24 protein-coding genes are annotated in these 23,893 nt (G+C 70.8%); 12 read left to right on the top strand and 12 right to left on the bottom strand.

Translation table 11 applies throughout. The annotated features are described in order from the left end of the window. The first annotated feature begins 62 nt into the window (after positions 1-62). Positions 63-461, top strand: a complete 399-nt coding sequence (locus tag ACFYU0_RS32055) for an OB-fold nucleic acid binding domain-containing protein (RefSeq protein ID WP_351666551.1) — start codon at positions 63-65, stop codon at positions 459-461. Positions 462-464: 3 nt separating this feature from the next. Beyond that, positions 465-1,232 (top strand): DUF3159 domain-containing protein, encoded by a 768-nt coding sequence (locus tag ACFYU0_RS32050; RefSeq protein ID WP_351666553.1) that lies wholly within the window; start codon positions 465-467, stop codon positions 1,230-1,232. 116 nt (positions 1,233-1,348) lie between these two features. Here the strand turns inward: ACFYU0_RS32050 and ACFYU0_RS32045 are convergent, their stop codons facing one another. The 3 genes from ACFYU0_RS32045 to ACFYU0_RS32035 form a co-directional block, all read right to left on the bottom strand. Then, positions 1,349-2,017 (bottom strand): NAD-binding protein, encoded by a 669-nt coding sequence (locus tag ACFYU0_RS32045; protein WP_199212330.1) that lies wholly within the window; start codon positions 2,015-2,017, stop codon positions 1,349-1,351. Beyond that, a complete protein-coding gene (locus ACFYU0_RS32040) occupies positions 2,017-2,688 on the bottom strand; it encodes a TrkA family potassium uptake protein (protein WP_351666555.1) in 672 nt (223 codons plus the stop codon). The genes ACFYU0_RS32045 and ACFYU0_RS32040 overlap by 1 nt, the downstream gene beginning before the upstream one ends. A 127-nt stretch (positions 2,689-2,815) precedes the next feature. Continuing rightward, a complete protein-coding gene (locus ACFYU0_RS32035) occupies positions 2,816-2,938 on the bottom strand; it encodes a hypothetical protein (RefSeq protein WP_351666557.1) in 123 nt (40 codons plus the stop codon). A 161-nt stretch (positions 2,939-3,099) separates the two neighbouring features. Here ACFYU0_RS32035 and ACFYU0_RS32030 point away from each other — a divergent pair, with 161 nt between their 5' ends. Continuing rightward, on the top strand, positions 3,100-5,148 hold the full coding sequence (locus ACFYU0_RS32030; protein WP_351666559.1) for an APC family permease: 2,049 nt from the start codon (positions 3,100-3,102) through the stop codon (positions 5,146-5,148). Positions 5,149-5,244: 96 nt separating this feature from the next. Then, on the top strand, positions 5,245-6,564 hold the full coding sequence (locus tag ACFYU0_RS32025; protein ID WP_389305737.1) for a class I SAM-dependent RNA methyltransferase: 1,320 nt from the start codon (positions 5,245-5,247) through the stop codon (positions 6,562-6,564). Between the two features lie 664 nt (positions 6,565-7,228). Here the strand turns inward: ACFYU0_RS32025 and ACFYU0_RS32020 are convergent. From ACFYU0_RS32020 to ACFYU0_RS32005, 4 genes are all read right to left on the bottom strand, one after another. Beyond that, a complete protein-coding gene (locus tag ACFYU0_RS32020; RefSeq protein WP_389305735.1) occupies positions 7,229-7,603 on the bottom strand; it encodes an SsgA family sporulation/cell division regulator in 375 nt (124 codons plus the stop codon). A gap of 731 nt (positions 7,604-8,334) precedes the next feature. After that, positions 8,335-8,649 carry an ATP-binding cassette domain-containing protein gene (locus ACFYU0_RS32015; protein WP_389305733.1) on the bottom strand — a complete coding sequence of 105 codons (315 nt, stop codon included), beginning with the start codon at positions 8,647-8,649 and terminating at the stop codon, positions 8,335-8,337. Then, entirely contained in the window at positions 8,538-8,963 is a 426-nt protein-coding gene (locus tag ACFYU0_RS32010; protein ID WP_389305875.1) for a cytochrome ubiquinol oxidase subunit I, read from the bottom strand. Before ACFYU0_RS32010 ends, ACFYU0_RS32015 begins: the two co-directional genes overlap by 112 nt. Further along, positions 8,909-9,142 carry a cytochrome ubiquinol oxidase subunit I gene (locus ACFYU0_RS32005; protein ID WP_389305873.1) on the bottom strand — a complete coding sequence of 78 codons (234 nt, stop codon included), beginning with the start codon at positions 9,140-9,142 and terminating at the stop codon, positions 8,909-8,911. The genes ACFYU0_RS32010 and ACFYU0_RS32005 overlap by 55 nt, the downstream gene beginning before the upstream one ends. Positions 9,143-9,464: 322 nt before the next feature. Here ACFYU0_RS32005 and ACFYU0_RS32000 point away from each other — a divergent pair, with 322 nt between their 5' ends. From ACFYU0_RS32000 to ACFYU0_RS31965, 8 genes are all read left to right on the top strand, one after another. After that, positions 9,465-10,550 (top strand): LLM class flavin-dependent oxidoreductase, encoded by a 1,086-nt coding sequence (locus ACFYU0_RS32000; RefSeq protein WP_351559731.1) that lies wholly within the window; start codon positions 9,465-9,467, stop codon positions 10,548-10,550. Next, positions 10,547-11,164 carry an FMN reductase gene (locus ACFYU0_RS31995; protein WP_067054622.1) on the top strand — a complete coding sequence of 206 codons (618 nt, stop codon included), beginning with the start codon at positions 10,547-10,549 and terminating at the stop codon, positions 11,162-11,164. The genes ACFYU0_RS32000 and ACFYU0_RS31995 overlap by 4 nt, the downstream gene beginning before the upstream one ends. Before the next feature lie 120 nt (positions 11,165-11,284). Beyond that, entirely contained in the window at positions 11,285-12,310 is a 1,026-nt protein-coding gene (locus ACFYU0_RS31990) for a helix-turn-helix domain-containing protein (protein ID WP_389305730.1), read from the top strand. A gap of 325 nt (positions 12,311-12,635) precedes the next feature. After that, entirely contained in the window at positions 12,636-15,380 is a 2,745-nt protein-coding gene (locus ACFYU0_RS31985) for an AAA family ATPase (protein ID WP_389305728.1), read from the top strand. Positions 15,381-15,487: 107 nt separating this feature from the next. Next, entirely contained in the window at positions 15,488-16,252 is a 765-nt protein-coding gene (locus ACFYU0_RS31980; RefSeq protein ID WP_389305726.1) for an alpha/beta fold hydrolase, read from the top strand. Positions 16,253-16,493: 241 nt separating this feature from the next. Then, positions 16,494-17,624 carry an extracellular solute-binding protein gene (locus ACFYU0_RS31975; protein WP_389305724.1) on the top strand — a complete coding sequence of 377 codons (1,131 nt, stop codon included), beginning with the start codon at positions 16,494-16,496 and terminating at the stop codon, positions 17,622-17,624. Then, positions 17,621-18,532 carry a carbohydrate ABC transporter permease gene (locus tag ACFYU0_RS31970; RefSeq protein WP_389305722.1) on the top strand — a complete coding sequence of 304 codons (912 nt, stop codon included), beginning with the start codon at positions 17,621-17,623 and terminating at the stop codon, positions 18,530-18,532. Before ACFYU0_RS31975 ends, ACFYU0_RS31970 begins: the two co-directional genes overlap by 4 nt. Further along, entirely contained in the window at positions 18,529-19,359 is an 831-nt protein-coding gene (locus tag ACFYU0_RS31965; protein ID WP_389305720.1) for a carbohydrate ABC transporter permease, read from the top strand. The genes ACFYU0_RS31970 and ACFYU0_RS31965 overlap by 4 nt, the downstream gene beginning before the upstream one ends. On the opposite strand, the gene ACFYU0_RS31960 is transcribed toward ACFYU0_RS31965, so the two are convergent. From ACFYU0_RS31960 to ACFYU0_RS31940, 5 genes are all read right to left on the bottom strand, one after another. Further along, positions 19,352-19,699, bottom strand: a complete 348-nt coding sequence (locus ACFYU0_RS31960) for a GNAT family N-acetyltransferase (RefSeq protein ID WP_389305718.1) — start codon at positions 19,697-19,699, stop codon at positions 19,352-19,354. The two genes, ACFYU0_RS31965 and ACFYU0_RS31960, sit on opposite strands and share 8 nt — an antisense overlap. A 118-nt stretch (positions 19,700-19,817) precedes the next feature. Further along, a complete protein-coding gene (locus ACFYU0_RS31955) occupies positions 19,818-20,555 on the bottom strand; it encodes a YoaK family protein (RefSeq protein ID WP_351559713.1) in 738 nt (245 codons plus the stop codon). After that, positions 20,536-21,060 carry a DoxX family protein gene (locus ACFYU0_RS31950; RefSeq protein ID WP_389305716.1) on the bottom strand — a complete coding sequence of 175 codons (525 nt, stop codon included), beginning with the start codon at positions 21,058-21,060 and terminating at the stop codon, positions 20,536-20,538. The genes ACFYU0_RS31955 and ACFYU0_RS31950 overlap by 20 nt, the downstream gene beginning before the upstream one ends. A 37-nt stretch (positions 21,061-21,097) precedes the next feature. Continuing rightward, entirely contained in the window at positions 21,098-21,760 is a 663-nt protein-coding gene (locus tag ACFYU0_RS31945; protein WP_351559709.1) for a hydrolase, read from the bottom strand. A gap of 101 nt (positions 21,761-21,861) precedes the next feature. Beyond that, positions 21,862-23,748, bottom strand: a complete 1,887-nt coding sequence (locus ACFYU0_RS31940) for an amidohydrolase (protein ID WP_389305713.1) — start codon at positions 23,746-23,748, stop codon at positions 21,862-21,864. Positions 23,749-23,893: the final 145 nt, after the last annotated feature.

Here is a 23,893-nt window from a genome sequence, read left to right as displayed (position 1 = left end):
GTACCGGTTCGAGAAGTGAGCTGGGCTACGGCGGCGTATGCGCACCCCGGTACGCTTCCTGTATGAGTGCTGTTCCTCGTTCCCAGAAGCCGGCCGGCCGGTTCCGGCGCATGCTCGACCGGCTCTCGACCTCCCAGGAGGACCTGGAGTCGGAGGAGCTGCGCGAGGACGCCGAGACGGCGGGATGCACCCGGATCGGTGACTGCCACGACCGGCAGATCGTCACCGTTACTGGTACCTTGCGCACGGTCACCCTGCGGCCACGCGCGGGAGTCCCGGCCCTGGAGGCCGAGCTGTTCGACGGCTCCGCCGCCCTGGACGTGGTGTGGCTCGGCAGGCGCTCCATCGTGGGGATAGAACCCGGACGCAAGCTGATCGCATCGGGCCGGATCTCGATGAGCCGGGGCCGCCGGGTGCTGTTCAATCCGAAGTACGAACTGCGACCCCTTGGACGGGAGTAGCCGGTGACGTCCCTCGACAAGCCGACCCAAGACGCCGATCAGACCCAGTCGGACGACGCACGCGCGGTCACCGAGGCCGCCCTGTTCGAGGCGTTCGGCGGTGTCCGCGGCATGGTCGAGACGGTGCTGCCCGGTCTCCTCTTCGTCGCGATCTTCACGATCAACAAGAACCTGCACTTCTCCGCGATCGCCGCGCTGGCCCTGTCCCTGGTGCTGGTGGTGGTCCGGCTGGCCCGCAAGGACACCGTCAAGCACGCCTTCAGCGGCGTCTTCGGCGTGGCGTTCGGCGTGGTCTTCGCGATGTTCACGGGCAACGCCAAGGACTTCTACCTCCCCGGCATGCTCTACACGCTGGGCCTGGCGCTGGCCTACATCATCACCACCCTCGCCGGTGTGCCGCTGATCGGCCTCATCCTCGGCCCGGTCTTCAAGGAGAACCTCTCCTGGCGGACCCGCAACCCCGGCCGCAAGAAGGCGTACGCCAAAGCGAGTTGGGCCTGGGGCCTGATCCTGCTCGCCAAGTGCGCGATCCTCTTCCCGCTGTACTGGTGGGCCGACACCGCCCAGCTCGGCTGGGTGCTGGTCGCCCTGAAGATCCCGCCGTTCCTGCTGGCCGTCTACCTGACCTGGGTGTTCCTGGCGAAGGCGCCCGCGCCGATCGACGTGTTCGCGGAGATGGAGGCGGAGGAGCAGGCCGAGAAGGAGCGCCGGGCCGCCCTGGCCGCCGAGGACGGCGAGCCCGCCGGCGGACGGCACCGCCGCGAGGCGTAGCGAGCCCCACGGGCTTCGCAGGACGAGAAGACGAGAATCCGTACGACGAGAAGGGGCGCCCTTGATGCCAGGGGCGCCCCTTCTTCCGCGTGCGGCCGCTCAGGCCTGCCGCGCGGTCAGTCCTCGCGCCGGACCGACAGCAGCTCCTCGAGCTGCTCCTCGCGGGCCTGCGCGGCCACGAAGAGGAGTTCGTCGCCGGGCTCCAGGGAGTCCTCCCGGGACGGGGTCAGCACCCGGGTGCCGCGGATGATCGTGACCAGGGAGGTGTCCTGCGGCCACTCCACGTCGCCGACCTGGGTGCCGGCCAGGGCCGACTCCTCGGGCAGGGTCAGCTCCACCAGGTTCGCGTCGCCGTGGCTGAAGCGCAGCAGCCGGACCAAATCGCCGACGCTCACCGCCTCCTCCACCAGGGCGGACATCAGGCGCGGGGTGGAGACGGCCACGTCCACGCCCCAGGCCTCGTTGAACAGCCACTCGTTCTTCGGGTTGTTCACGCGGGCGACGACGCGCGGCACGCCGTACTCCGTCTTGGCGAGCAGCGAGACGACCAGGTTGACCTTGTCGTCACCGGTCGCGGCGATCACCACGTTGCAGCGCTGCAGTGCCGCCTCGTCCAGGGAGGTGATCTCACAGGCGTCGGCCAGCAGCCACTCCGCCTGGGGCACCCGCTCCACCGAGATGGCGGTCGGGGCCTTGTCGATGAGCAGGACCTCGTGGCCGTTCTCGAGCAGCTCGCCCGCGATCGAGCGGCCGACGGCGCCGGCTCCGGCAATGGCGACCCTCATCAGTGACCGCTCTCCTCTTCCGGGCCCCCGGCGAACGCCGCCTCGACCTTCTCGACGTCGTCCGTCCGCATCATCACGTGCACCAGGTCGCCCTCCTGCAGCACCGTCTGCGACGTGGGCAGGATCGCCTCGCCCAGGCGGGTCAGGAACGCCACCCGGACGCCCGTCTCCTCCTGCAGCCTGCTGATCTTGTGGCCGACCCACTTGGCGGAGGCGTGCACCTCGGCGAGCTGGACGCCGCCGGTGGGGTCGCGCCACAGCGGCTCGGCGCCCGAGGGCAGCAGCCGGCGCAGCATCTGGTCGGCGGTCCAGCGGACCGTGGCCACGGTGGGGATGCCCAGGCGCTGGTAGACCTCGGCGCGGCGGGGGTCGTAGATACGGGCCGCCACGTTCTCCACGCCGAACATCTCGCGGGCCACGCGGGCGGAGATGATGTTGGAGTTGTCACCGCTGGAGACCGCGGCGAAGGCGCCGGCCTCCTCGATGCCCGCCTCGCGCAGGGTGTCCTGGTCGAAACCGACGCCGGTGACCCGGCGGCCCCCGAAGCCCGGGCCCAGCCGGCGGAAGGCGGTGGGGTCCTGGTCGATCACGGCGACCGTGTGCCCCTGTTGCTCCAGGGTCTGGGCCAGAGCGGAACCCACTCTTCCGCAGCCCATGATGACGATGTGCACGACCGTCCTTCCGGTGTCCAAAAGTTACTGCTCAGCATCAGGGTCTCAGACCGACGACCAAAGCTACACACGGGCGGACGGGGGCGGGCACCCCCGGTGCGGAGGTTTCGCGGAGCACCGCTGCCGGTCACCGCCGGGGATCCGCGGCGGCCCCCCTGCGGCGCGTGATGCTGCGCACGCTGCACAGGGTCAGGATTCCGAGGCCGACCAGGGCGACGGTGGCCCCGATCAGCTCTGCGGTCGCGGGCATGGGACCTCCGAGGTGCGGTGACGACCGGGATCTGCCATCTAGGCACGCGGGGCGCACGGACCACGGAATCCGCAGTTCGGAGCGCTTACGATTTCACTCGTGAGGCAGAACCGGGACGCCGGGTGGGCGGGTGCCTGTTCGAAGGCCTACGATCCTCTGTCGTGTCCAAACTGACCGACGTGCCCAAACGGATCCTGATCGGGCGCGCACTGCGCAGCGACCGGCTGGGCGAAACGCTCCTGCCGAAGCGCATCGCCCTCCCCGTCTTCGCCTCCGACCCGCTGTCCTCCGTCGCCTACGCGCCGGGGGAGGTCCTGCTGGTCCTGTCCATCGCGGGCGTGTCGGCGTACCACTTCAGCCCCTGGATCGCCGTCGCGGTCGTCGTGCTGATGTTCACGGTGGTCGCCTCCTACCGGCAGAACGTGCACGCTTACCCCAGCGGCGGCGGCGACTACGAGGTCGCCACCACCAACCTGGGACCCAAGGCCGGCCTCACCGTGGCCAGCGCGCTGCTCGTCGACTACGTGCTGACCGTCGCCGTCTCCATCGCCTCCGGCATCGAGAACCTCGGCTCCGCGATCCCCTTCGTCGTCGAGCACAAGGTGTTCTGCGCGACGGCGGTGATCGTCCTGCTGACGCTGATGAACCTGCGCGGAGTGAAGGAGTCGGGCAAGCTCTTCGCCATCCCGACCTACGTGTTCGTCGGCGGCGTCTTCGTCATGATCGCTTGGGGCGCCTTCCGCGGTCTGGTACTGGGCGACACCATGCGGGCCCCGACGGCCGACTACCACATCAAGGCCGAGCACCAGGGCCTCGCGGGCTTCGCCCTCGTCTTCCTGATGCTGCGCGCCTTCTCCTCCGGCTGTGCCGCGCTGACCGGCGTGGAGGCCATCTCCAACGGCGTCCCCGCCTTCCGCAAGCCCAAGTCGAAGAACGCGGCGACCACGCTGGCCATGATGGGCCTGCTGGCCGTCACGATGTTCTGCGGCATCATCGCCCTCGCCATGTCGACCAACGTCCGCATGGCCGAGCACCCGGCCACCGACCTGATCCACAACGGCACCCCGGTCGGCTCCGGCTACGTCCAGAACCCGGTGATCTCCCAGGTCGCCGAGGCGGTGTTCGGCAAGGGCAGCTTCCTGTTCGTCCTGCTGGCGGCCGCCACCGCCCTGGTGCTGTTCCTGGCGGCGAACACGGCGTACAACGGCTTCCCGCTGCTCGGCTCGATCCTCGCCCAGGACCGCTACCTGCCGCGCCAGCTGCACACCCGCGGCGACCGCCTCGCGTTCTCCAACGGCATCGTGCTGCTCGCCGGCGCCGCCGCGCTGCTGGTGATCATCTACGGCGCCGACTCCACCCGCCTCATCCAGCTCTACATCGTCGGCGTGTTCGTGTCCTTCACGCTCAGCCAGACCGGCATGGTCCGGCACTGGAACCGCCATCTGGCGGTCGAGAAGGACCCCTCGGCGCGCAGCCACATGATCCGCTCCCGCGCGATCAACGCCTTCGGCGCCTTCTTCACCGGCCTGGTGCTGGTCGTCGTCCTCGTCACCAAGTTCACGCACGGCGCCTGGGTCGCCCTGCTGGGCATGTGCATCTTCTACGCGACGATGACCGCGATCCGTAAGCACTACGACCGCGTGGCCGACGAGATCGCCGCCCCCGAGGGCCCGAGCGACGACAGCGTCCGCCCCTCCCGGGTGCACTCGGTGGTCCTGATCTCCAAGATCCACCGCCCCACCCTGCGCGCCATGGCCTACGCCAAGCTGATGCGCTCGGACACCCTGGAGGCGCTCACCGTCAACGTCGACCCGGCGGAGACCAAGGCGCTGCGCGAGGAGTGGGAGCGGCGCGGGATCGACGTACCGCTGAAGGTCCTCGACTCCCCGTACCGGGAGATCACGCGGCCGATCATCGAGTACGTCAAGAGCCTGCGCAAGGAGTCCCCGCGCGACGCGGTCTCCGTGATCATCCCCGAGTACGTGGTCGGCCACTGGTACGAGCACCTGCTGCACAACCAGAGCGCCCTGCGCCTGAAGGGCCGCCTGCTGTTCACCCCCGGCGTGATGGTGACCTCGGTGCCCTACCAGCTGGCGTCCTCCGAGGCGGCCAAGCTGCGGGCCCGCAGGCGCCAGGACTGGAACGCGCCCGGCGCGGTCCGGCGCGGCCCGGCGGTGGAACGCCCCAAGGAGCCGGCCGCCAAGGACTGACGCGTCGAGGCATCCGGGGGAGGCCGTAGACTGGTGGGCTGTTGTCAGGCCCGCCGGCTGCGGCCTCCCCCCTTCCCGATCTGGAGTCACCCCACCATGCAGGCAGAAACCACGAAGTCTCTGGTGGGCGAGGAGTACGAGGTCGAGATCGGCCCCGTCGCCCACGGGGGCCACTGCATCGCCCGTACCGCCGAGGGCCAGGTGCTGTTCGTCCGGCACACGCTGCCCGGCGAGCGGGTGGTGGCCCGGGTCACCGAGGGCGAGGAGGGCGCCCGCTTCCTGCGCGCCGACGCCGTCGAGATCCTCGAGGCGTCCAAGGACCGCGTCGAGGCGCCCTGCCCCTTCGCCGGCCCCGGCCGCTGCGGCGGCTGCGACTGGCAGCACGCCAAGCCGGGCGCCCAGCGCCGCCTGAAGGGCGAGGTGATCGCCGAGCAGCTCAAGCGGCTCGCGGGCCTCACCCCCGAGGAGGCCGGCTGGGACGGCACGGTGGTGCCGGCCGAGGGGGACAAGCTGCCCGCCGGCCAGGTGCCGCAGTGGCGGACGCGCGTCCAGTACGCGGTGGACGCCGACGGCAACGCCGGACTGCGCCGCCACCGCTCCCACGAGGTCGAGCCGATCGACCACTGCATGATCGCCGCGCAGGGCGTCAGCGAGCTCGGCATCGAGGACCGCGACTGGGCGGGCATGGCCTCCGTCGAGGCGATCGCCGCGACCGGTTCGCAGGACCGCATGGTGATCCTGGAGCCGCGGCCCGGCGCCCGGCTGCCGCTGGTCGAGCTCGACCGGCCCGTCTCCGTGATGCGCGTGGACGAGAAGGACGGCGGCGTCCACCGGGTCCACGGCCGCGCCTTCGTGCGCGAGCGCGCCGACGACCACACCTTCCGCGTCGGCAGCGGCGGCTTCTGGCAGGTGCACCCGAAGGCCGCCGACACCCTCGTCAAGGCCGTCATGCAGGGCCTGCTGCCGCGCAAGGGCGAGATGGCCCTCGACCTGTACTGCGGCGTCGGCCTGTTCGCCGGCGCCCTGGCCGACCGCCTCGGCGAGAAGGGCGCGGTCCTCGGCATCGAGTCCGGCAAGCGCGCGGTGGAGGACGCCCGGCACAACCTGGCCGGCTTCCCGCGGGTCCGCGTCGAGCAGGGCAAGGTGGAGTCGGTCCTGCCGCGCACGGGCATCACCGAGGTCGACCTCATCGTCCTCGACCCGCCCCGCGCCGGCGCCGGCCGCAAGACGGTCGCCCACCTCACCTCCCTCGGCGCCCGCCGCATCGCCTACGTGGCCTGCGACCCGGCCGCCCTGGCCCGCGACCTGGGCTACTTCCGGGAGGGCGGCTACCGGGTGCGGACGCTGCGGGCGTTCGACCTGTTCCCGATGACGTCGCACGTGGAGTGCGTGGCGATTCTGTCGCCTGCGGTGTAGGGGCTCTGTCCTGCGCTTTTTGTAGGTTTCTCAGGCGAGGCCGGGCGCGCTCGACTTGTTTCCCGAAGTTCACCGCGTGGAGCATGTTGTAGGTTCCCGCCACCTGTCTCACCTGCGGTTTCGCAGCGTGGGCGTTGGTCCAAAACGCTCTGTCTCAGCTCCGTAAGAGACGGGCTCGGGAAATGTCTTGACGCTCGGTCGACGCTGTTTCTGACGGAGCGTGAAGTGGTCGTCCTGGATCAGGTAGCGCGGGTCAATCGACCTGTCCGGCTTGACCCGTTGAGCAGCGCGTTGGGGCTGTTCTTTGGGCTCGGCCCATGTGGAGCGGGGAATTGCGTCCGCCGATGCGCGCTTCTCCTTGGCGGGCATCCCAGAAGGAGCCGTCGTACCGGAGCCGGAGGGTGAGGCGGCGACTCGGCAGCCGGTTCGCGCGACTGGACGGTCGAGTACGGCACGAGCTGAGACGTACCCGAGACCACGCGGGGAATCTGTCGAGCGACCGTCTCCAGGACTCTCGGAGATCGTGCTGTTCGACCAGCTCCGCGGCACGCACGCCTCCCAGGCGGCCCGGGTACAGGTGACGGACACCTTGTACACCGTCCTGCACGCGGCCTGACCCCGGCTGTGCCTGTAGGCCGTCACCCGCGTCGCGCCGGGCGGCGTCTCACTCATGGCCGGCCGTGAGCCGGTCGATGACGCGGTCCACATCGATGTGGTGGTGCTCGGTGCCCGGCGGCACCAGTGCCTCGGACCGGCGCAGGAAGTCCGTGACCACGAGGGCGTGGACCGCGAGAAGCGCCGCCCCGGCGCGGGTCCTGAAGAGGATGCGGACCGACTCTGGACGGCGGCGGTGCCGCGGGATGACCACCACGTCTCCGATTCCCGTGGGCCGGTGGAGTCCCTCCGCGAGCAGCGACCGGGCGAAGACCCAGTCGGCGGAAGGGGCCGCAGGGACGCCCATGGACAGGCGCACGGCATACGGGTCGGCCACGTCGTAACGGAGCGCGGCGGGGAGCGGTACCCACGCTTCGCCGGCCACGCTGATATGGACTTCCGTGGGAAAGACGATCGAGCACGCATCCGCGGAATCGGAAAGAGGGATTCTCACTCCGCCCCCTGTGTCTGACTGTTCGTACGGTTGTGGGCGACCGTAAGCCGCGGCTGCTCCGTTGCCTTGCCCACAAGTGCACCGGGGGTTGTCCGAAAAGGGGCTTGTGCGGCACGCGTGTTCCCGGATTGCACGGATTCCGCTCGCCCCTCGCCCTTTCCGCTTCAAGCGGGTGACAACGTCTACGCCTCGCCGAACCCGCTGCGCGGTGTCGCCCAGGACGCCGAGACGCTGTCCGACTTCCTGGCGACCATCTCCGGTCCAGTGGTCCTCGTCGGCCACTCCTACGGCGGGGGATCACCAACGCGGGGTGAAGAGCCGGTGTCCGGACATTCAGGACGACGCTGCGCTGCTGGACGCGTCCCACACCCTGGACCACTCGCGGATGACCAAGCTCTGGACGAGGGCTGTTCGCCCTCGGAGAGGCCCTGGGCGGGGGGGGAACCACCGGCGTCACGCGTCGGAGCGGTGGCGAGGGGTGAGCCTCGAATCCGACCGGTTCGCCTTCGACCGGGGACGGACGGCGCGAGGGTATCGCCCGAGGAGACGGCGATGCATCTGATCCCGGACTCCGAGCCCGACTGACGCAACGACAGTAAGGGGCCAGGGCCGAAGGCGGTTTTGGCCCCTTCCGCGCGCCGCCGGTCCAGCCCTGTACGGGACTACGCGCACGCCCGCTCCACGGCCCGTCCGAGTCGTACGACGGCATCCGCAGCGCCCTTCAGCAGGCCGAGGTCCTGTTCCTGGAGGGCGATCACCAGCGCGGTCTGCGGCAACGCCCGGGGCAGCGCGGCCAGGAGCGCCTCGGCGGTGGCGCGGTCCAGGCCCGCCACCGGCTCGTCGAGCAGCAGGATCCGAGGACGCCTCAGTACGGCGCGGGCCGTGGCGAGGCGCCTTCGCTGCCCTTGGGACAGCAGACGGCCGCCAGGACCCACCGGCATCTGCAACGGAAGCACCGACAGGCCGACCACTTCCAAAGCGGCCCGCAGTACGGCGGCGTCGGCCGACGGTGCCGCCTGTCGCTCTTCCAGTTCCCCTCGAACGCCTCCAGCTTGGGCATCTGGTGCTGACCCATGAAGACCGCTGTGCCGTCTCCCACGTACAGCTGGATCGGGATCAGCACGCCCAGCACACCGAGCGCGATGGACAGACAGCGGCGGGCCATGGGCCGGGCGTGCACCCGGTTCTTCACCGGATACCAGGCGGAGATCCCGCCGACGAACCAGGCGGCGCTGATCAGCACGGCCAGCAGCATGTGCGGGAAGCGGTGGGCGAAGGCGGGATCGAGCAGGATGCCGGCCCAGTCCCGGGCGTGGAACTGGCTGTCGACCTTCTCGTAGCCGACGGGGGGTCCTGCAGCCAGCCGTTGGCCGACAGGATCCAGGTGGCGGACAGCAGCGTGCCGAAGGCGACCATCCAGCTCGCCAATGCAATGGTGCGCGGGCGGATCCGCGCGTCGCCGTAGAGCATCAGGCCGATGGATCCCGCCTCCAGGAAGAAGGCGGTGATCACTTCTGGGACAGTTCGACGACGGTTGCGGAAGCCATGGGTACTCCGGGGAGGCAGAGGGGACTGCCGCGCCAGGCAGCCGACCGGGTGTGGCGATTGCCTCTCAGCGCCCGTGCAGTGGCCCCACGCTGCACAGTCGCGGACGGAAAGGCGGCGGCTCACCCCGCGGGCCGCAGGAGGGCACCGAGGGACCAGCACCGCTGCACGCACGGACAAGGGGCATCGCCCGAGCCGTGCCTACATTTCCGGCATCCACACAGCTCGCCGGAACGAAGAGGCGCCCATGCAGTTCGGAATCTTCTCGGTGGGGGACGTCACCCCCGACCCGACCAACGACCGTACCCCCTCGGAGCACGAGCGCATCAAGGCGATGGTCGCCATCGCGCTCAAGGCGGAGGAGGTCGGCCTGGACGTCTTCGCGACCGGTGAGCACCACAACCCGCCGTTCGTGCCGTCGTCGCCGACCACGATGCTCGGCTACATCGCGGCCCGCACCGAGAAGTTGATCCTTTCCACGGCCACGACACTGATCACCACCAACGACCCGGTGAAGATCGCGGAGGACTTCGCGATGCTCCAGCACCTGGCCGGCGGCCGGGTGGACCTGATGATGGGCCGCGGCAACACCGGGCCGGTCTACCCCTGGTTCGGCAAGGACATCCGGCAGGGCATCGACCTCGCCAAGGAGAACTACGCCCTGCTGCGCCGGCTGTGGCGCGAGGACGTCGTGGACTGGGAGGGGACGTTCCGCACTCCCCTGCAGGGCTTCACGTCCACGCCCCGCCCGCTGGACGGCGTACCGCCGTTCGTGTGGCACGGCTCGATCCGCTCGCCCGAGATCGCCGAACAGGCCGCCTTCTACGGCGACGGCTTCTTCCACAACAACATCTTCTGGCCTGCCGACCACACGCGACGGATGGTCCAGCTGTACCGGCGCAGGTACGCCCACCACGGTCATGGCCGGCCCGAGGAGGCCATCGTCGGCCTGGGCGGGCAGGTGTTCATGCGGAAGAACTCCCAGGACGCCGTACGGGAGTTCCGCCCGTACTTCGACAACGCGCCGGTCTACGGCCACGGGCCGTCCCTGGAGGACTTCACCGAGCAGACCCCGCTGACGGTGGGCTCCCCGCAGCAGGTCATCGAGCGGACGCTGTCCTTCCGCGAGACCGTGGGCGACTACCAGCGGCAGCTGTTCCTGATGGACCACGCGGGCCTGCCACTGAAGACCGTGCTGGAGCAGCTCGACATCCTCGGCGAGGAGGTCGTACCGGTGCTGCGCAAGGAGTTCGCGATCGGCCGCCCGGCCGACGTGCCGGACGCGCCCACCCACGAGTCCCTGCGGACCGCGCGGGAGGTGGCCGCCGCGTGAAGCTCGTCGCTGTCTCGGCGGGGCTGAGCACCCCGTCGTCCACCCGCCTGCTCGCCGACCGGCTCGCCGAGTCGGCCCGCACCGACCTGGCCGCCGAGGGCCACGACGTACAGACCGAGGTCATCGAGCTGCGCGAACTGGCCGTCGCCGTCGCCAACCACCTCGTGACCGGTTTCCCGCCGCCCCAGCTGGCGTCCGCGATCGACGCGGTGACGGGCGCGGACGGCCTGATCGCCGTGACACCCGTGTTCACCGCCTCCTACAGCGGGCTGTTCAAGTCCTTCTTCGACCTCATCGACCCGGACGCCCTCACCGGCACGCCGGTCCTGATCGCGGCGACGGGAGGGACGGCCCGCCACTCCCTGGTTCTGGAGCACGCGTTGCGCCCGCTCTTCGCCTACCTGCGAGCCGGTGTCGTCCCCACCGCGGTGTACGCGGCGTCCGAGGACTGGGGGTCCGGCGGCGACGACTACACCGAGGGCCTGCCCGCCCGCATCCAGCGGGCGGCCGGTGAACTGACCGTCGCCATGGCGGCCCGCCCGGCGTCGGAGACGACGCCCGACGACGAGGTCACCGCCCTCGAACGGCAGCTCTCCGACCTGCGCTTCGACTGAGGTTCCGCGGTCCCCCGTATCTCCGCCCCGTATCCCGGATCTAGTGCGTTCACTCGATGCGCCACCCCGTGCCCCGCTGGCACGGTGTCCGCAGCGCACAGCGGCTGAAGGGCGGAGATCATGTCGTACGTATCGGTGAAGGGGACGGGGAAGCAGCCCGCGGGCATCTTCTACACCACGGACGGTGTGCCCAGGGAGCGAAGACGGACCTACTGGCGCGACGCCGTGGCCCACACCTTCGGAGCCGTGGACGTCAAGCTCGCCGAGGAGGTGTTCTCCGGCACGATCCATGCGTCACCGACGGGCCGGACACGGGGCGTCACGGTGGACAGCGAAGCCCTGCAGACCGTGCGTACACCGCGCCTCATCGCGGGATCCACAGGCGACGACCACGTGGTCGTGATGCTGCTGAGCAGCGGGCTCGCCCGAGTCGAGCAGGACGCGCGCGACGCGTATGTCGAGCCCGGGCAGCTCTTCGTCTACGACCGGGCGCGTCCCATGCGGCTGACCTTCCCCGACACCTTCCAGACGAAGGCCCTCGTCCTGCCCCGGCATCTCCTGAGTCTGAGGGAGTCGGACCTGTGCCGGATCACGGCGTCTCCCCTCGACTCCACGACGCCCCTCGGCCACCTGCTGTCCCCCTTCCTGTCCCGGCTCGTGGACACCGCGGGCGCGTATCCGCAGCACGTCGGCGACCTGATCACCCGCAACGTCCTGGACCTGCTCACGGTGCTGGCCGACGAGCGACGCGGCGGCGACACCACGGGCACACCGAGCGCCGCCCGCGTGCTGCTGATGCGGGTCCAGGCCTACGTCGACCGTCACCTGGCGGACCCCGACCTGACCCCGGAGGCCATCGCCCGGGCCAACCAGATCTCCCTGCGCTACCTGTACAACCTCTTCCAGAACGAGGGCACCACCGTCCGCCGGTGGATCCAGGGCCGCCGGCTGGAGCAGTGCCGACGCGAACTGGCCCGCCGGGACGCGGCGAGCCGGACCATCGCCGCGGTGGGCCGACGGTGGGGCTTCGTCAGCGCCGCCCACTTCAGCCGGGCGTTCCGGGGCGCCTACGGGATGTCCCCCGTCGAGTGGCGGGACCAGGCGGCACTCGAGCGTCGTACGCACACGTCGCCACCGGGCGCCTGAACCCTCCGCTCGAAGTGCCGCGCCATGCCGTCGCTCGTCCACGGCCGTCGTCGTGGCTGGTCGCGCAGTTCGCCGCGCCCCTTGGCGGCGCTGCCGAACCGTAGCCGACTTCACCCAACCCGCTCAGAGCCGCCGCACGGCCCTGGTCGCCCCCCCCGGGGTATGCACTGAGCTGCGGTTCTTGCGATAGTGGACACGCGGAACGCCGTCCGCGCCCCGGCCGGCCCCCCACCCGGACAGGCGGGCGACGGCATGGGGCGACGTCGCCGCTCCGCATGGCTGCCTGGACCGGAGGCGGTCGGCGAGTGCGGACAGAGGGGCGGGAGTGGAGCGGTCGGACGGGTCGCTGTCCCGGCGCGGTCTGCGTGGCCGAGAGACCGAACTCGAACAGCTGCGGGCCGTCCTCGCATCGGTGGTCGGCACCGGAAGCGGCGCGTTGGTCCTGCTCCGAGGGGAGCCGGGCATCGGCAAGACCGCGCTGCTCGGCGAGGTCGTCACCACGGCCGGTGCGGCGGGCTTCGCGGTCGGTCTGGGCAAGGCCGACGAACTGCACCACATCGTCCCGCTCTCGTCGCTGGCCGCCTGCCTTCTGTATGGTGACCGGCCGCTGCTGTCCAGTGACGCGTTCGCCGACCTCACCCGCCATCACGACCAGCGGATCTGGCTGGTCGAGCGCGTGGCGGAAGCGATCGAGGCCAGGGCCGCCGAGATGCCCGTGCTGATCGCCCTGGACGACGTGCAGTGGGCCGACCCACTGAGCCGGTTCGCCCTGAAACAGCTCCCGGCACGCCTGCGGACATCGCCGGTTCTGTGGGTGCTCACCGGGCGGCAGGATCCTGCCGGCCCGGCGCAGGAGATCGTCGAGGCCGCCGAGAGCGGGCTCCTGTCGGTCACCGTGCCCCTGGGACCGCTCTCCGGCACGGCGATCGGCCAGCTGGCCGACGACACCCTGGGCGCGGCCGTCGACGACCGGGTACGGCAGCTGCTCGACGGAGCCGGCGGGAACCCGTTCCTGGCGGTCGAGATGCTCACGGGACTGGGGACCACCGGCCCGTCGGGGGAGCCCGTGCCCGAGGGGCTCGTGGTGGGCGTGCGCGGCAGGCTCAGGTCACTTGACCCCAGCACCTTGCGCTTCCTGCAGATGGGAGCGGTGCTGGGACGCAGATTCGGCCTCCTCGAAGCCGCCGCGCTCTACGGCCGACCGTCCGCCGGTTTGCTCGCGGAGCTGGAGGAGGCGGTGCGCGCCGGGCTCCTGGACGACGACGGCGAACAGCTGGTCTTCCGGCACGACCTGCTGCGCCAGGCCGTCTACGTGGACATCCCGCCGTCGGCCCGCAAGGCTCTGCACCGGGAGGCCGCAGGACACCTGGTCGCGGCCGGGCACCGGCCGATCGACGCGGTGTCGCACATTCTCCGGGGCGCCCAGGCCGGAGACGACGAAGCGGTGACGCTGCTGCGGCAGGCTGCCGACGACGTCCTGTCGGTCACGCCGGGCCTCGCGGCCGACCTGATGACGCGCGCCCTGGAACTGGTGCCTCCCGGACGGCCGTTGTGGTACGACGTCGGTGTGCAGGCGATCGTCTGTCTGACCCGGGCCGGCCGGAACCGCGAGGCGCTGGAGACCGGCGACCGGCTGCTGGCCGCCCGGCCGCCTCTGGAGACGTTCGGCCGGATCCAGGCCGCCCTCGGCGGGACGCTCTGGAACCTGGACGTCGCCGAGGAGTTGCGCCGCCGCGCCGAGACAGCCCTCGCGCTCGGCGGTGCCGCCCCGGAGGTCGAGGCGCGGCTCACCGCCCTGCGTGCGCTGGCCCTCTCCCGGGGCGAGGATCTCGGCGCGGCACTGGAGGCCGGCGAGAACGCCCTGCGTGCGGCCATCGCGACCGGTGACCGGGAGGCACGCGTGCTGGCCCTGTTCGGTCTGGGGGAGAGCGCTCTGAACGCCGGTACGAACGCCGTCGCGCTGGAACGCTTCACCGCGCTCAGCGCCGTCGAGCCCGCCTTCCTTCCCGAGGAGATCGTCGCGCACCAGCACATGGACGACTTCGAGGCCGGCCGGCGGCTGCTGCTGCGGGCGGCGGACGACGGCGGCTCGGTGCCGCAGACCATGCTGCTGTGGGCACAGGCCTCGCAGCATCTGGGGCTGGGCGACCTCGACGACGCGGAGTCCGACCTGGTCACCATGGAGCGCCTGGAGAACGACGTACACATCTGCGTCCAGCAGGTGAACGCCCGGGTGATCCGCTCCTGGATCGCCCTGCTGCGCGGCGACCGGGAAGCGGCGCGGCACCAGCTGACCGCCGCGCGGGAACGACGCGCGACCAAACCGAACCCTGGCAACACGGTGGCGGTGCGCTTCCTGGAGGCGCTCATCGCCGACGACGAGGGGAACACCGCGCTCGCCCTCGACAGGATCCGGCAGGTGCAGCAGGAAGGTCCCTTCATGCGCTGGCGGCTGCTGCGCACCTGGGTCGACTCCGCGATACGCATGGCCCTCAGCGGCGCGGACCGGGCGCTGGCCGAGGATCTGGCCGCACAGGCCGAGGCGCACGGCGCTCGCAACCCGGCCGTGCCCACCGCCACGGGTATCGCTGCCCAGGCCGCGGGCCTGGTGCGCAACGACCTCACCCTGCTGGAACGCGCGGTGGCCCTCCTCGAGGAGAGTCCGCGCCCACTGGTCCGGGCCGGGGCCCAAGCAGACCTCGGCCGGGCACTGATGACGGCAGACCGGGGAGCCGAGGCCAATGCCGCCCTGACCCGCGCCCATGACCTGTTCGTCGAGTCGGGTGCCCATGCCGCGGCGGCACGCGTGCAGCGCGATCTGGACCGTGCCGGGGCCGGCAGCCGCAGGGCGACCACGCCGCGCCCGGTCCAGGGCTGGGAGGCCCTTACGGCCTCGGAGAAGAAGATCGCGCGCCTGGTCGCCGACGGCCACACCAACCGGTCGGCCGCCGATCTGCTCGTCGTCTCCCCGCACACGGTCAACACGCACCTGACCTCCGCCTTCCGCAAACTGTCGGTCAACTCGAGGGTCCAGCTGGCCCATGTGGTCATGGCCTTGCCCGAGGACTGAGCGGATCCGCCGGTACGTCCGGCACGTCTTGGTACGTTCACGCGATGCCCGCGGTAACCGGATGCGCTTGGCTGGAACGCCAGGACTCATTCGGAGGTCATCGGAACGTGAACGGACCCGCCCCCCACCCGCCGACCGTCGTGCTCGTGCACGGGGCGTTCACCGACGCCTCCTCCTGGGCGGGGGTCATCATCCTCCTGCAGGCCGCCGGCCTGACCGTGCTCGCCCCGGCGAACCCGCTGCGCGGACTGGCGCAGGACGCCGCCTACATCAGGAGCGTGGTGCGTCAGATCGACGCCCCGGTCGTGTTGGCCGGACACGGTTACGGAGGCGCGGTCATCACCCATGCCGCCGGCGACTGCGACCAGATCGTGGCCCTGTGCTACGTCGCGGCGTTCGGCCTGGACGCCGGAGAGTCCGTCCTGGACATCCTGAGCCGTTTCGCCTCCGCACCGGTGACCGACACCACCATCACGGCAGCGCTGCCCGCCCGGTTCACCGGTGGCCCGGAGGACGAGATGTACCTCATCGAGGAACAGTTCGGGCCGACGTTCGCCGCCGACCTGTCACCGCACGTCACCGACGCCCTGGCCGTCACCCAACGCCCCATCGCGCGAGAAGCGTTGACCGGTACGTCGGGGCCGCCGGCCTGGGCCTGCAAGCCGTCGTGGTACGCCATCGCGGCCGCCGACCGGATGCTCGCCCCCATGGCCCAGCGCTTCATGGCCCAGCGCATGGCGGCCACCGAGTACTCGGTGGCCGCTTCGCACGGCGTCGCCCTGTCACAGCCCGGCGCCGTGGCGGCGATGATCCGGGAAGCCGCCGAACAGGGCATGGACCGCGGCGACGGCTACGGGCTCCCGCGCGGCTGATGCGCAGGTCAATCGGCTAGCATCCCTGTTCGATGGCTAAGACGCCGGTGTCAAAGCCTCTCCTCGGCGACGCGGGACGCCTGGCCTCGACCACAGGCTCGCTCGGGAAGGCACCACCTTGAACTCACCGGCCCCCAGACCGTCGGCGCGACGGATCACCACCCTCCTCGGGACCGTTGCCCTCGCACTGGCTGCCGCCGGCTGCGGCGGGGGAACCGGCGCCGCGTCGGCCCCGGACAAGGTGACCTCCATCACCGCGCTCGACTACTACACCGACGCGACCGAGCACGCCCAGTGGAGCAAGCGGCTCACCGACTGCGGCAGGACCGCCGGGGTCAAGGTCGAGCACACCAGTGTCCCGTTGCCGTCGCTCATCCCCACGGTCCTGCGACAGGCGTCGTCACGCACCCTGCCCGACCTGCTGATGCTCGACAACCCCGACCTCCAGCAGATCGCGAGCACCGGCGCACTGACGCCGCTGGACCGCTACCGCATCGACACCACCGGCTTCGCCGAGGGCATCCTGTCGGCGGGCACCTACCGCGGGAAGGTGTACGGGCTGGCGCCCACCGTCAACACGGTCGCCCTCATCTACAACAAGGACATGCTCGCCGAGGCCGGTGTCGCCGTGCCACGGACCTGGGACGAGCTGCAGACGGCGGCCGCCCGCCTGACCCGCCCGGGGCGCTACGGCATCGCCGTCTCGGCCGACGCAACCCCCGAAAGCACCTGGCAGTTCCTGCCCTTCCTGTGGTCCGACGGCGGAGACGAGAAGCACCTGGACACGCCGCAGGCCGCGCAGGCCCTCCGGCTGTGGACCGACCTGGTGAAGAGCGGATCCATGTCGAGGTCGGCACTGAACTGGACCCAGGCCGACCTCCACGACCAGTTCGCCGCTGGAAAGGCCGCCATGATGGTCAACGGCCCCTGGCGGATCCCCGCGCTGAACAAGGACCGTGACCTGCACTGGGGAGTGGCCCCCCTCCCCGTCCGTCAGAAGGGGCAGACGCTCGTCACGCCCCTCGGCGGCGAGGTGTGGACGGTGCCGCAGAACTCCTCTCCGTCCCGGCAGGAGAAGGCCGCCCAGGTCCTGGCCTGCCTGAACGGCCCCACGACCATGCTCGCCTTGGCGAAGGAGCACTTCACCGTGCCCTCCCGCACCGCGGTGGCGGCCCGGTACGCCGAGCGGGTCCCGTCGATGTCCGGCTTCGTCACCAGCGTGGAGCGAGCCCGGTCCCGTACCGCCGAACTCGGAGTCAAGTGGCCCGGAACGGCGACCGCGATATCCACGGCGATCCAGTCCGCGCTGACGGGCGAGCAGACGCCGCAGGTGGCGCTCCGACGCGCGCAGCGGACCGCGACCGGTTCATGACCTGTCCGCCGGCCGCGACCCGGACCCGCTTGCGGGAACTGCTCGCCCCATGGCTGTTCGTCGTGCCCGCCGCGGTCTACCTGCTGCTGTTCTTCGGCTACCCGGTGGTCAAGAACCTGGTGTTGAGCTTCCAGCAGTACACGCCCGCCACCTTCTACACCGGGGCCGCGCCGTTCGTCGGGCTGCGGAACTACGCGGAGATCCTGTCGTCGGGCTTGTTCTCCCAGACACTGCTGACCACGGTCCTGTTCACCGCGGGTTCGGTCGCCGGGCAGTTCCTGCTCGGTCTCGCCCTGGCCCTGTTCTTCCGCCGCAGCTTCCCGCTCGGCGGTCTGTTGCGCTCGCTCCTGCTGCTGCCGTGGCTGCTGCCGCTGGTCGTCTCGGCCACGACCTGGAAGTGGATGCTCGACACCGACGACGGAGTCGTCAACAACGCACTGCGCGCCCTCCACCTCGTGCCGTCCGGCATCCCCTGGCTCACCGGCACCTCACAGGCACTCGTGTCGGTGACCCTCGTCAACATCTGGGTGGGAATCCCCTTCAACACCGCGATCCTGTACGTCGGCCTGCGGAACATCCCGGCCCAGCTGTACGAGGCGGCAGAGCTGGACGGCGCCGGTCCGGTGGCGTCGTTCCACCACATCACGTGGCCGCTGCTGCGGCCCGCCGTGAGCGTCGTGCTGGTGCTGGGCGTGGTCTACACCCTCAAGGTGCTGGACATCATCCTCGTCGTGACGGGCGGAGGACCGGCCGACGCCACGCAGACCCTCGCCACCCAGTCCTACGAACTGTCCTTCCAACAGTTCGAGTTCGGGCGCGGCGCCGCCATGGGCAACGTACTCATCATCCTCTCGCTCGTCCTCGCCCTCGTCTTCCTGCGCGCCGACCGGCGCGCCGCGCACCCATGAGGGGCGGGCCGGCGCGGCGCGGACGCCGCCGTGGCCTGCTCTCCACCGTCGTCGGGACAGTCCTGCTCGCGGTGATGCTGTTTCCCGTCTACTGGGTGGTGAACGCCTCTCTGCAGCCGACGGGCACCACACTGGGGGCGGGCTGGTTCCCTTCCCGCCCGCACCTCAGCGGCTACGCCACGGCGCTGCGCGATCAGGGCCCCAACCTGGTCACCAGCCTCGTCGTGGCCCTCGGCAGCGTCGCGCTCAGCCTCGGGCTGGCGGCCCCGGCCGCCTACGCCCTGGCCCGGTTCTCCCTGCGGGGAACCCGCCTCGTACTCTTCGGAATCCTGTTCACGCAGATGCTGCCGGGCATCGTCGTGGCGAACGCGCTCTACGGCGCCTACAACGACCTGGGACTGCTGAACTCCCGCCTGGGACTCGTCCTCGCGGACTCCACCTCCGGGGTCCCGTTCGCCGTCATCATCCTGCAGTCGTTCATGCGGGGCATTCCCAGGGAGATCATCGAAGCCGCGCGCATGGATGGCGCCGGGAGGCTGCGCACCTTCTGCGCCGTGGTGCTGCCGCTGAGCCGGAACGCTCTGGTCACCGCCGCGCTCTTCACCTTCCTCTTCGCCTGGAGCGACTTCCTCTTCGGCCTCACACTGACCACCACCGAGACGGTCCGGCCGGTCACCCTGGGCATCTACGAGTACATCGGTGCTCACACGACCCAGTGGAACGCGGTGACGGCCACCGCGGTCCTGGCGTCGGTGCCGGCGGCGGTGCTGCTGGTCGCAGCCCAGCGCTTCATCACCGTCGACGCCACCAGCGGCGCGATCAGGTGAGGGTCCGCAGCTCCGTCTTGAGCCAGTGCAGGATCTCCGGGGTCACCGGGTCGGTGATGTCCGCGAACTCCTCATGCTTCTCCAGGTACTTGGCCACATAGGGGCACACCGGCACGATGCGCATGCCTGAGCGGCGTACGTCGGTGAGGGCCTCCTGGACCAGGCGCGCGGCCAGCCCCTGTCCGGCGAAGGCGTCGTCGACCTCCGTGTGGTAGAAGACCCGCTGCGCGGCATGGTCGCGATAGGCGGTCAGACCGGCGAGCCGGCCGCCGACCAGAATCTCGTAACGGTGCTTGTCGTCCGTCCGTTCGACGGCCGGGGCGGGGGAGGGCCGGTTCATCGGGTCCCTTTCGGTGGGTGCGGGTCGGTGGTGCGCCGGGCCTCCATGGACGAGGGGTCCCGAGGAGGCGCCGAAGGTCCGGCTCCGGCGTCCGCGCCGGGGGTGGTCACCGCCGTGTTCATGGCCGTGGCCGCAGCCAGGGGGCGTCGGCGGCGGAGAGGCGATGGGTGGTCACGGAGGTGACCGCGAGCAGGACCAGGGTGAGGCTCAGGACGAGGACCAGGTGGCCGTGCAGCAGGAGCGCGGCTCCGACCAGGGCGCCGAGGAACATGGCGAGCACGGACAGGATCCGGCGGCCGGGGCGCGGCGCCTCGCCGCCGGCCGCCGTGGAGTCGGCGGCCAGGCCCGTCAGCGTCAGGGTCAGCACGGTGGTGGTGAGGTCCGGGACGCCGAGGCGCCGGGCGACCGCGTTCTGCAGCCCCATGGCGAGCCCCAGGAATACGATCAGCGTGTACTGGACGGAGGTGGTGACCCGGCCGTCGGCGACCGCGGCGACCACCACGGTGACGGCGACCAGCACCGTCTGCACCGCCGTCGCCGCCCTCAGCAGGTGCCCGCGGTGCGTGGCGAACCGGGTGCCGAGCCTGCCACCCGCGAGCGCGCCGAGGAGGAACGCGGTCACCGAGACGACGGACGCGAGTGCGGACAGGCTGCCGGCGCCTCCCAGGGCGAACCCCAGGAAGACCACGTTGCCGGTCATGTTGGCGACGAAGACGTGTCCGAGGGCCAGATAGCTCACCGAGTCCACCAGGCCGGTGACCACCGTCATGGTCAGCAGCAGCGGGGGGAGCGGACCATGACGTTCCTCGCCGCGGGGAAGGAGGGTGCGGACCGCGTCAGTCAGCAACGTGCGCATGCCGCACCCCTTCCGGCCCGGCGCCCGACCGGTGCAGCACCGCGCGGGTGAGCAGTCCGCTCGCCGGACCCAGCACGATCGCGCCGACGGCGACCCACACCGGCCAGGAGGTGATGCCCAGAGCGTGGTCCACGGACCACCGTCCGGGTCCGGCGAGGGACAGTGCGGCGGAGACGGTGACGAGGACCAGGGGGTATTCGTAGCCGTCGTTCTGTACCCACAGCCCCTTGTGCCACTTGACCGAGCCCGCGACCGTCATTACGCCCGTCGCGGCCATCGCGGCCAGGGGCGTGAGCAGCCCGAGGGCCAGGAACAGGCCGGCACCGATCTGACTGGCTCCCGCGACGAGTGCGGTCAGCACTCCGCCGCGGAATCCGTCACGGCGGAATTCCTCGGTCCCGCCCGCCAAGCCGTTGCCCCCGAGCCGGAAGCTCACCTTCTGCACCCCGTGACCGGCGATGAGCAAGCCCGCCACCAGCCGGAGGACCAGTAGTCCAGCGTCCATCGTGTTCCTGCCTGTTCCTGAATCGGAATCGGTGCGGTCAGCCGGCGGCGTGGGCGCCGATGACGGCCTGCGCGTATACGACCCCCAAGCCGTAGGCGCCGGCGTGCTCCTTGACGACCTCGGTGACCGGGACGTACGTCTCCGTGCGCGCCCAGTCCCGCTGGAGCTCCAGGAGCACCTGCACCCACGTCACCGGAACCGCGCCGGCCTGGATCATGCGCTGGACGGCGTGCTCATGTGCCTGCGGGCTGACGCCACCGGACGCGTCGGTGACGACGTAGACCTCATAGCCCTGGGCGAGGGCCGACAGCGTCGGCAGGACGACACAGACCTCAGTCCACAGGCCGGCGATGACCAGCTTCTTGCGGCCGGTCGCCTTGACGGCCTCGACGAAGGGCACGTCCTCCCAGGCGTTCATCGAGGTGCGGTCGATGATCTTCTGGTCGGGGAAGACCGCGGCCAGCTGCGGCATGATCGGGCCGGAGAAGGACTCGGCGGCCACGGTGCTCAGCACGGTCGGCACGTCGAAGACCTTGGCGGCCTTCGCAAGGCCCACGGTGGCGTTCATGATCGAGGTGCGGTCACCGCTGGCGGCGGCGAAGAACATCTGTGGCTGGTGGTCCACGAAGAGCACGGCGCAGTTGTCGGGGGTGAGCAGGTCGGGGCTGGGGGCGGCGGTGACGTCGGAGATGTTGACCACGAGGATGAACCTTTCCTATCTGGGTAGCACCGTCCGTGTGCGGACGGAGTCGGTGGGTGTCCCGGCATGGGCGCTCAACGGCCCGGCCCCTGCCGGGTGTTCTAGAGGTCGAAGCAGGGATCGAAGGGCGTGCTCGCGGTCTCCGGGGTGAGGCCACGGGCGATGCGCCACTGGCGGTGCTGCTCCGATTCGGCGACGGCCTGGCCGAGGGACTCCGCCTGGCGGGCGCCGGCCGCTGAGGGAGACGCCTGGTAGCCGCCGAAATGCGCCACCGGGCTCCAGGCGGGGCTGACGGGCGGCAGTTCCTCGTCCAGCCCCTCGTAGGTGCCGGCGGCGTAGACGATCCGCCCGCCGGTCACCGTCAGCAGCGACTCGATGTGCGCGATCTCAGGCTCGGGCACGGTGAAGTAGTCCTCGGACAGCATCGCCAGGTCCGCGTAGCAGCCCGGCCGCAGGACGCCCTTGACCTCGTCCTCGCCGGTCAGTACGGCGCCGGCGCGGGTGAACATCGTCAGCGCGGCCTGCCGGCCGACGCGGTTGGTCGGCGGGCGCAGCGTCAGATCGCCGACGGTGCGGCCGCTGACCAGCCAGTGCAGGGCCACCCACGGGTTGTAGGAGGACACCCGGGTGGCGTCGGTGCCGGCGGCCACGGCCAGCCCGCGGTCCAGCATCGCCCGGATCGGCGGGGCGTCCGCGGCGGCGCCGGGACCGTAGCGGCGCAGGAACGCCTCACCCTGGAAAGACAAACGATTCTGCACGGACATCGCGCCGCCGAGCGCGGCGATGCGGTCGAGGCTGTCCGTGGAGACGGTTTCCGCGTGGTCGAACAGCCACCGGTTCCCGGCCGGGAAAAGCCCGTCCGCGGCGAGTTTCTCGAAGACCGCGAGGTCCCGGCGGATGGTCTCGTCGTAGGTGGCGTGCAGCCGGAAGCCCCACCCGTTCTCCATGAGGAGACGGACGGCCTTCTCGAACTCGACCTCATAGTCCGACGTGAGTTCCGGACGCGGCTCGGCGAAGTTCTCGAAGTCCGCGGCGGCCCAGGTGAGATTCTCGCCCGCGCCGTTCAGGCGCAGCCATTCGTCCCCGTCCTCGGGGCGGGCCATCTCGATCCAGCGGGCGAGATCGTCGACCTCCTGGCCCGGAGTCTGCGGGAAGAGATGATAGGCGATGCGCATCGAGAGCTGGCCGGCCTTGGCCAGTTCGATGACGGTGGCGTAGTTGTCGGGGAAGTTCTGGAATCCGCCGGCGGCGTCGATCGCCGAGGTCAGTCCGAACCTGTTCAGCTCGCGCAGGAAATGACGGGTGGAGGTTTTCTTGTCCTCCTCGCTCTCCAGGACCGGCGCCTTGGCGAGGGTCGAGTAGAGGATGAGGGCGCTGGGCGCGGCCAGCAGCATGCCGGTCGGTTCCCCGTCCCGGCCGCGCATGATCTGGCCGCCCTTGGGGTCGGGCGTGTCCTTGGTGAAGCCGGCGGCCTTGAGCGCCGCACGGTTCAGCACGGCCGAGTGGTACAGGTGCAACACGAACACCGGGGTGTCCGGAGCGGCCGCGTTCAGTTCGGCGACGGTTGGCAGCCGGCGCTCGGCGAACTGCTCGACGGACCAGCCGCCCACCACCCGCACCCACTGGCCCTTCGGGGTACGCGCGGCCTGTTCACGCAGCATCGCCAGCCCCTGCCGCAGGCTGCGCACCCCGTCCCAGCGCAGCTCCAGTACGTAGTTCAGGCCCCCGCGGATCACGTGCAGGTGGGCGTCGTTGAGGCCGGGGACGACCCGGCGGCCGCATGCGTCGACCACCTTGGTGGCCGTACCGATGTGCGGGGCCACGTCGTTGTCGTCGCCGACGACGGTGATGACGCCGTCCCGGACCGCGACGGCCTCGGCGTGCGGGCGTCTCGGGTCGGCTGTGTGGATCTTCGCGTTGCGGACGACGAGGTCTGCGGCGTCGTCGGAGGCACGCGGAACGAGCCCGCCGACCGGCATTGTCGACATCGCTTGAAGTCCTTTCCGGGACAGGAGAGTTCGGTTCCGTCCACTCGCGGCGCGCCAAGGCGAAGTCCGGGATACGCGCCGCGCCGGTGGGATGGAGGGAAGACGCGGCAAGGGGCCACTGTCTCGCTTCCGCCCTCACGCTAGA

Source organism: Streptomyces sp. NPDC003720 (genome assembly GCF_042875075.1).
GTDB lineage: Bacteria > Actinomycetota > Actinomycetes > Streptomycetales > Streptomycetaceae > Streptomyces.
This window is presented reverse-complemented; position numbering and strand designations above follow the sequence as displayed.

What these genes read in the sequence shown, in the direction of transcription:
- ACFYU0_RS32005 (WP_389305873.1), bottom strand. Translation starts at nt 9,142, where the DNA reads ATGCTCTACGGCGACGCGCGGATCCGCCCGCGCACCATTGCATTGGCG.
- ACFYU0_RS31955 (WP_351559713.1), bottom strand. Translation starts at nt 20,555, where the DNA reads ATGCGCACGTTGCTGACTGACGCGGTCCGCACCCTCCTTCCCCGCGGC.
- ACFYU0_RS32045 (WP_199212330.1), bottom strand. Translation starts at nt 2,017, where the DNA reads ATGAGGGTCGCCATTGCCGGAGCCGGCGCCGTCGGCCGCTCGATCGCG.
- ACFYU0_RS31940 (WP_389305713.1), bottom strand. Translation starts at nt 23,748, where the DNA reads ATGTCGACAATGCCGGTCGGCGGGCTCGTTCCGCGTGCCTCCGACGAC.
- ACFYU0_RS32000 (WP_351559731.1), top strand. Translation starts at nt 9,465, where the DNA reads ATGCAGTTCGGAATCTTCTCGGTGGGGGACGTCACCCCCGACCCGACC.
- ACFYU0_RS32025 (WP_389305737.1), top strand. Translation starts at nt 5,245, where the DNA reads ATGCAGGCAGAAACCACGAAGTCTCTGGTGGGCGAGGAGTACGAGGTC.
- ACFYU0_RS31960 (WP_389305718.1), bottom strand. Translation starts at nt 19,699, where the DNA reads ATGAACCGGCCCTCCCCCGCCCCGGCCGTCGAACGGACGGACGACAAG.
- ACFYU0_RS31990 (WP_389305730.1), top strand. Translation starts at nt 11,285, where the DNA reads ATGTCGTACGTATCGGTGAAGGGGACGGGGAAGCAGCCCGCGGGCATC.
- ACFYU0_RS31950 (WP_389305716.1), bottom strand. Translation starts at nt 21,060, where the DNA reads ATGGACGCTGGACTACTGGTCCTCCGGCTGGTGGCGGGCTTGCTCATC.
- ACFYU0_RS32035 (WP_351666557.1), bottom strand. Translation starts at nt 2,938, where the DNA reads ATGCCCGCGACCGCAGAGCTGATCGGGGCCACCGTCGCCCTGGTCGGC.
- ACFYU0_RS31970 (WP_389305722.1), top strand. Translation starts at nt 17,621, where the DNA reads ATGACCTGTCCGCCGGCCGCGACCCGGACCCGCTTGCGGGAACTGCTC.
- ACFYU0_RS32055 (WP_351666551.1), top strand. Translation starts at nt 63, where the DNA reads ATGAGTGCTGTTCCTCGTTCCCAGAAGCCGGCCGGCCGGTTCCGGCGC.
- ACFYU0_RS31965 (WP_389305720.1), top strand. Translation starts at nt 18,529, where the DNA reads ATGAGGGGCGGGCCGGCGCGGCGCGGACGCCGCCGTGGCCTGCTCTCC.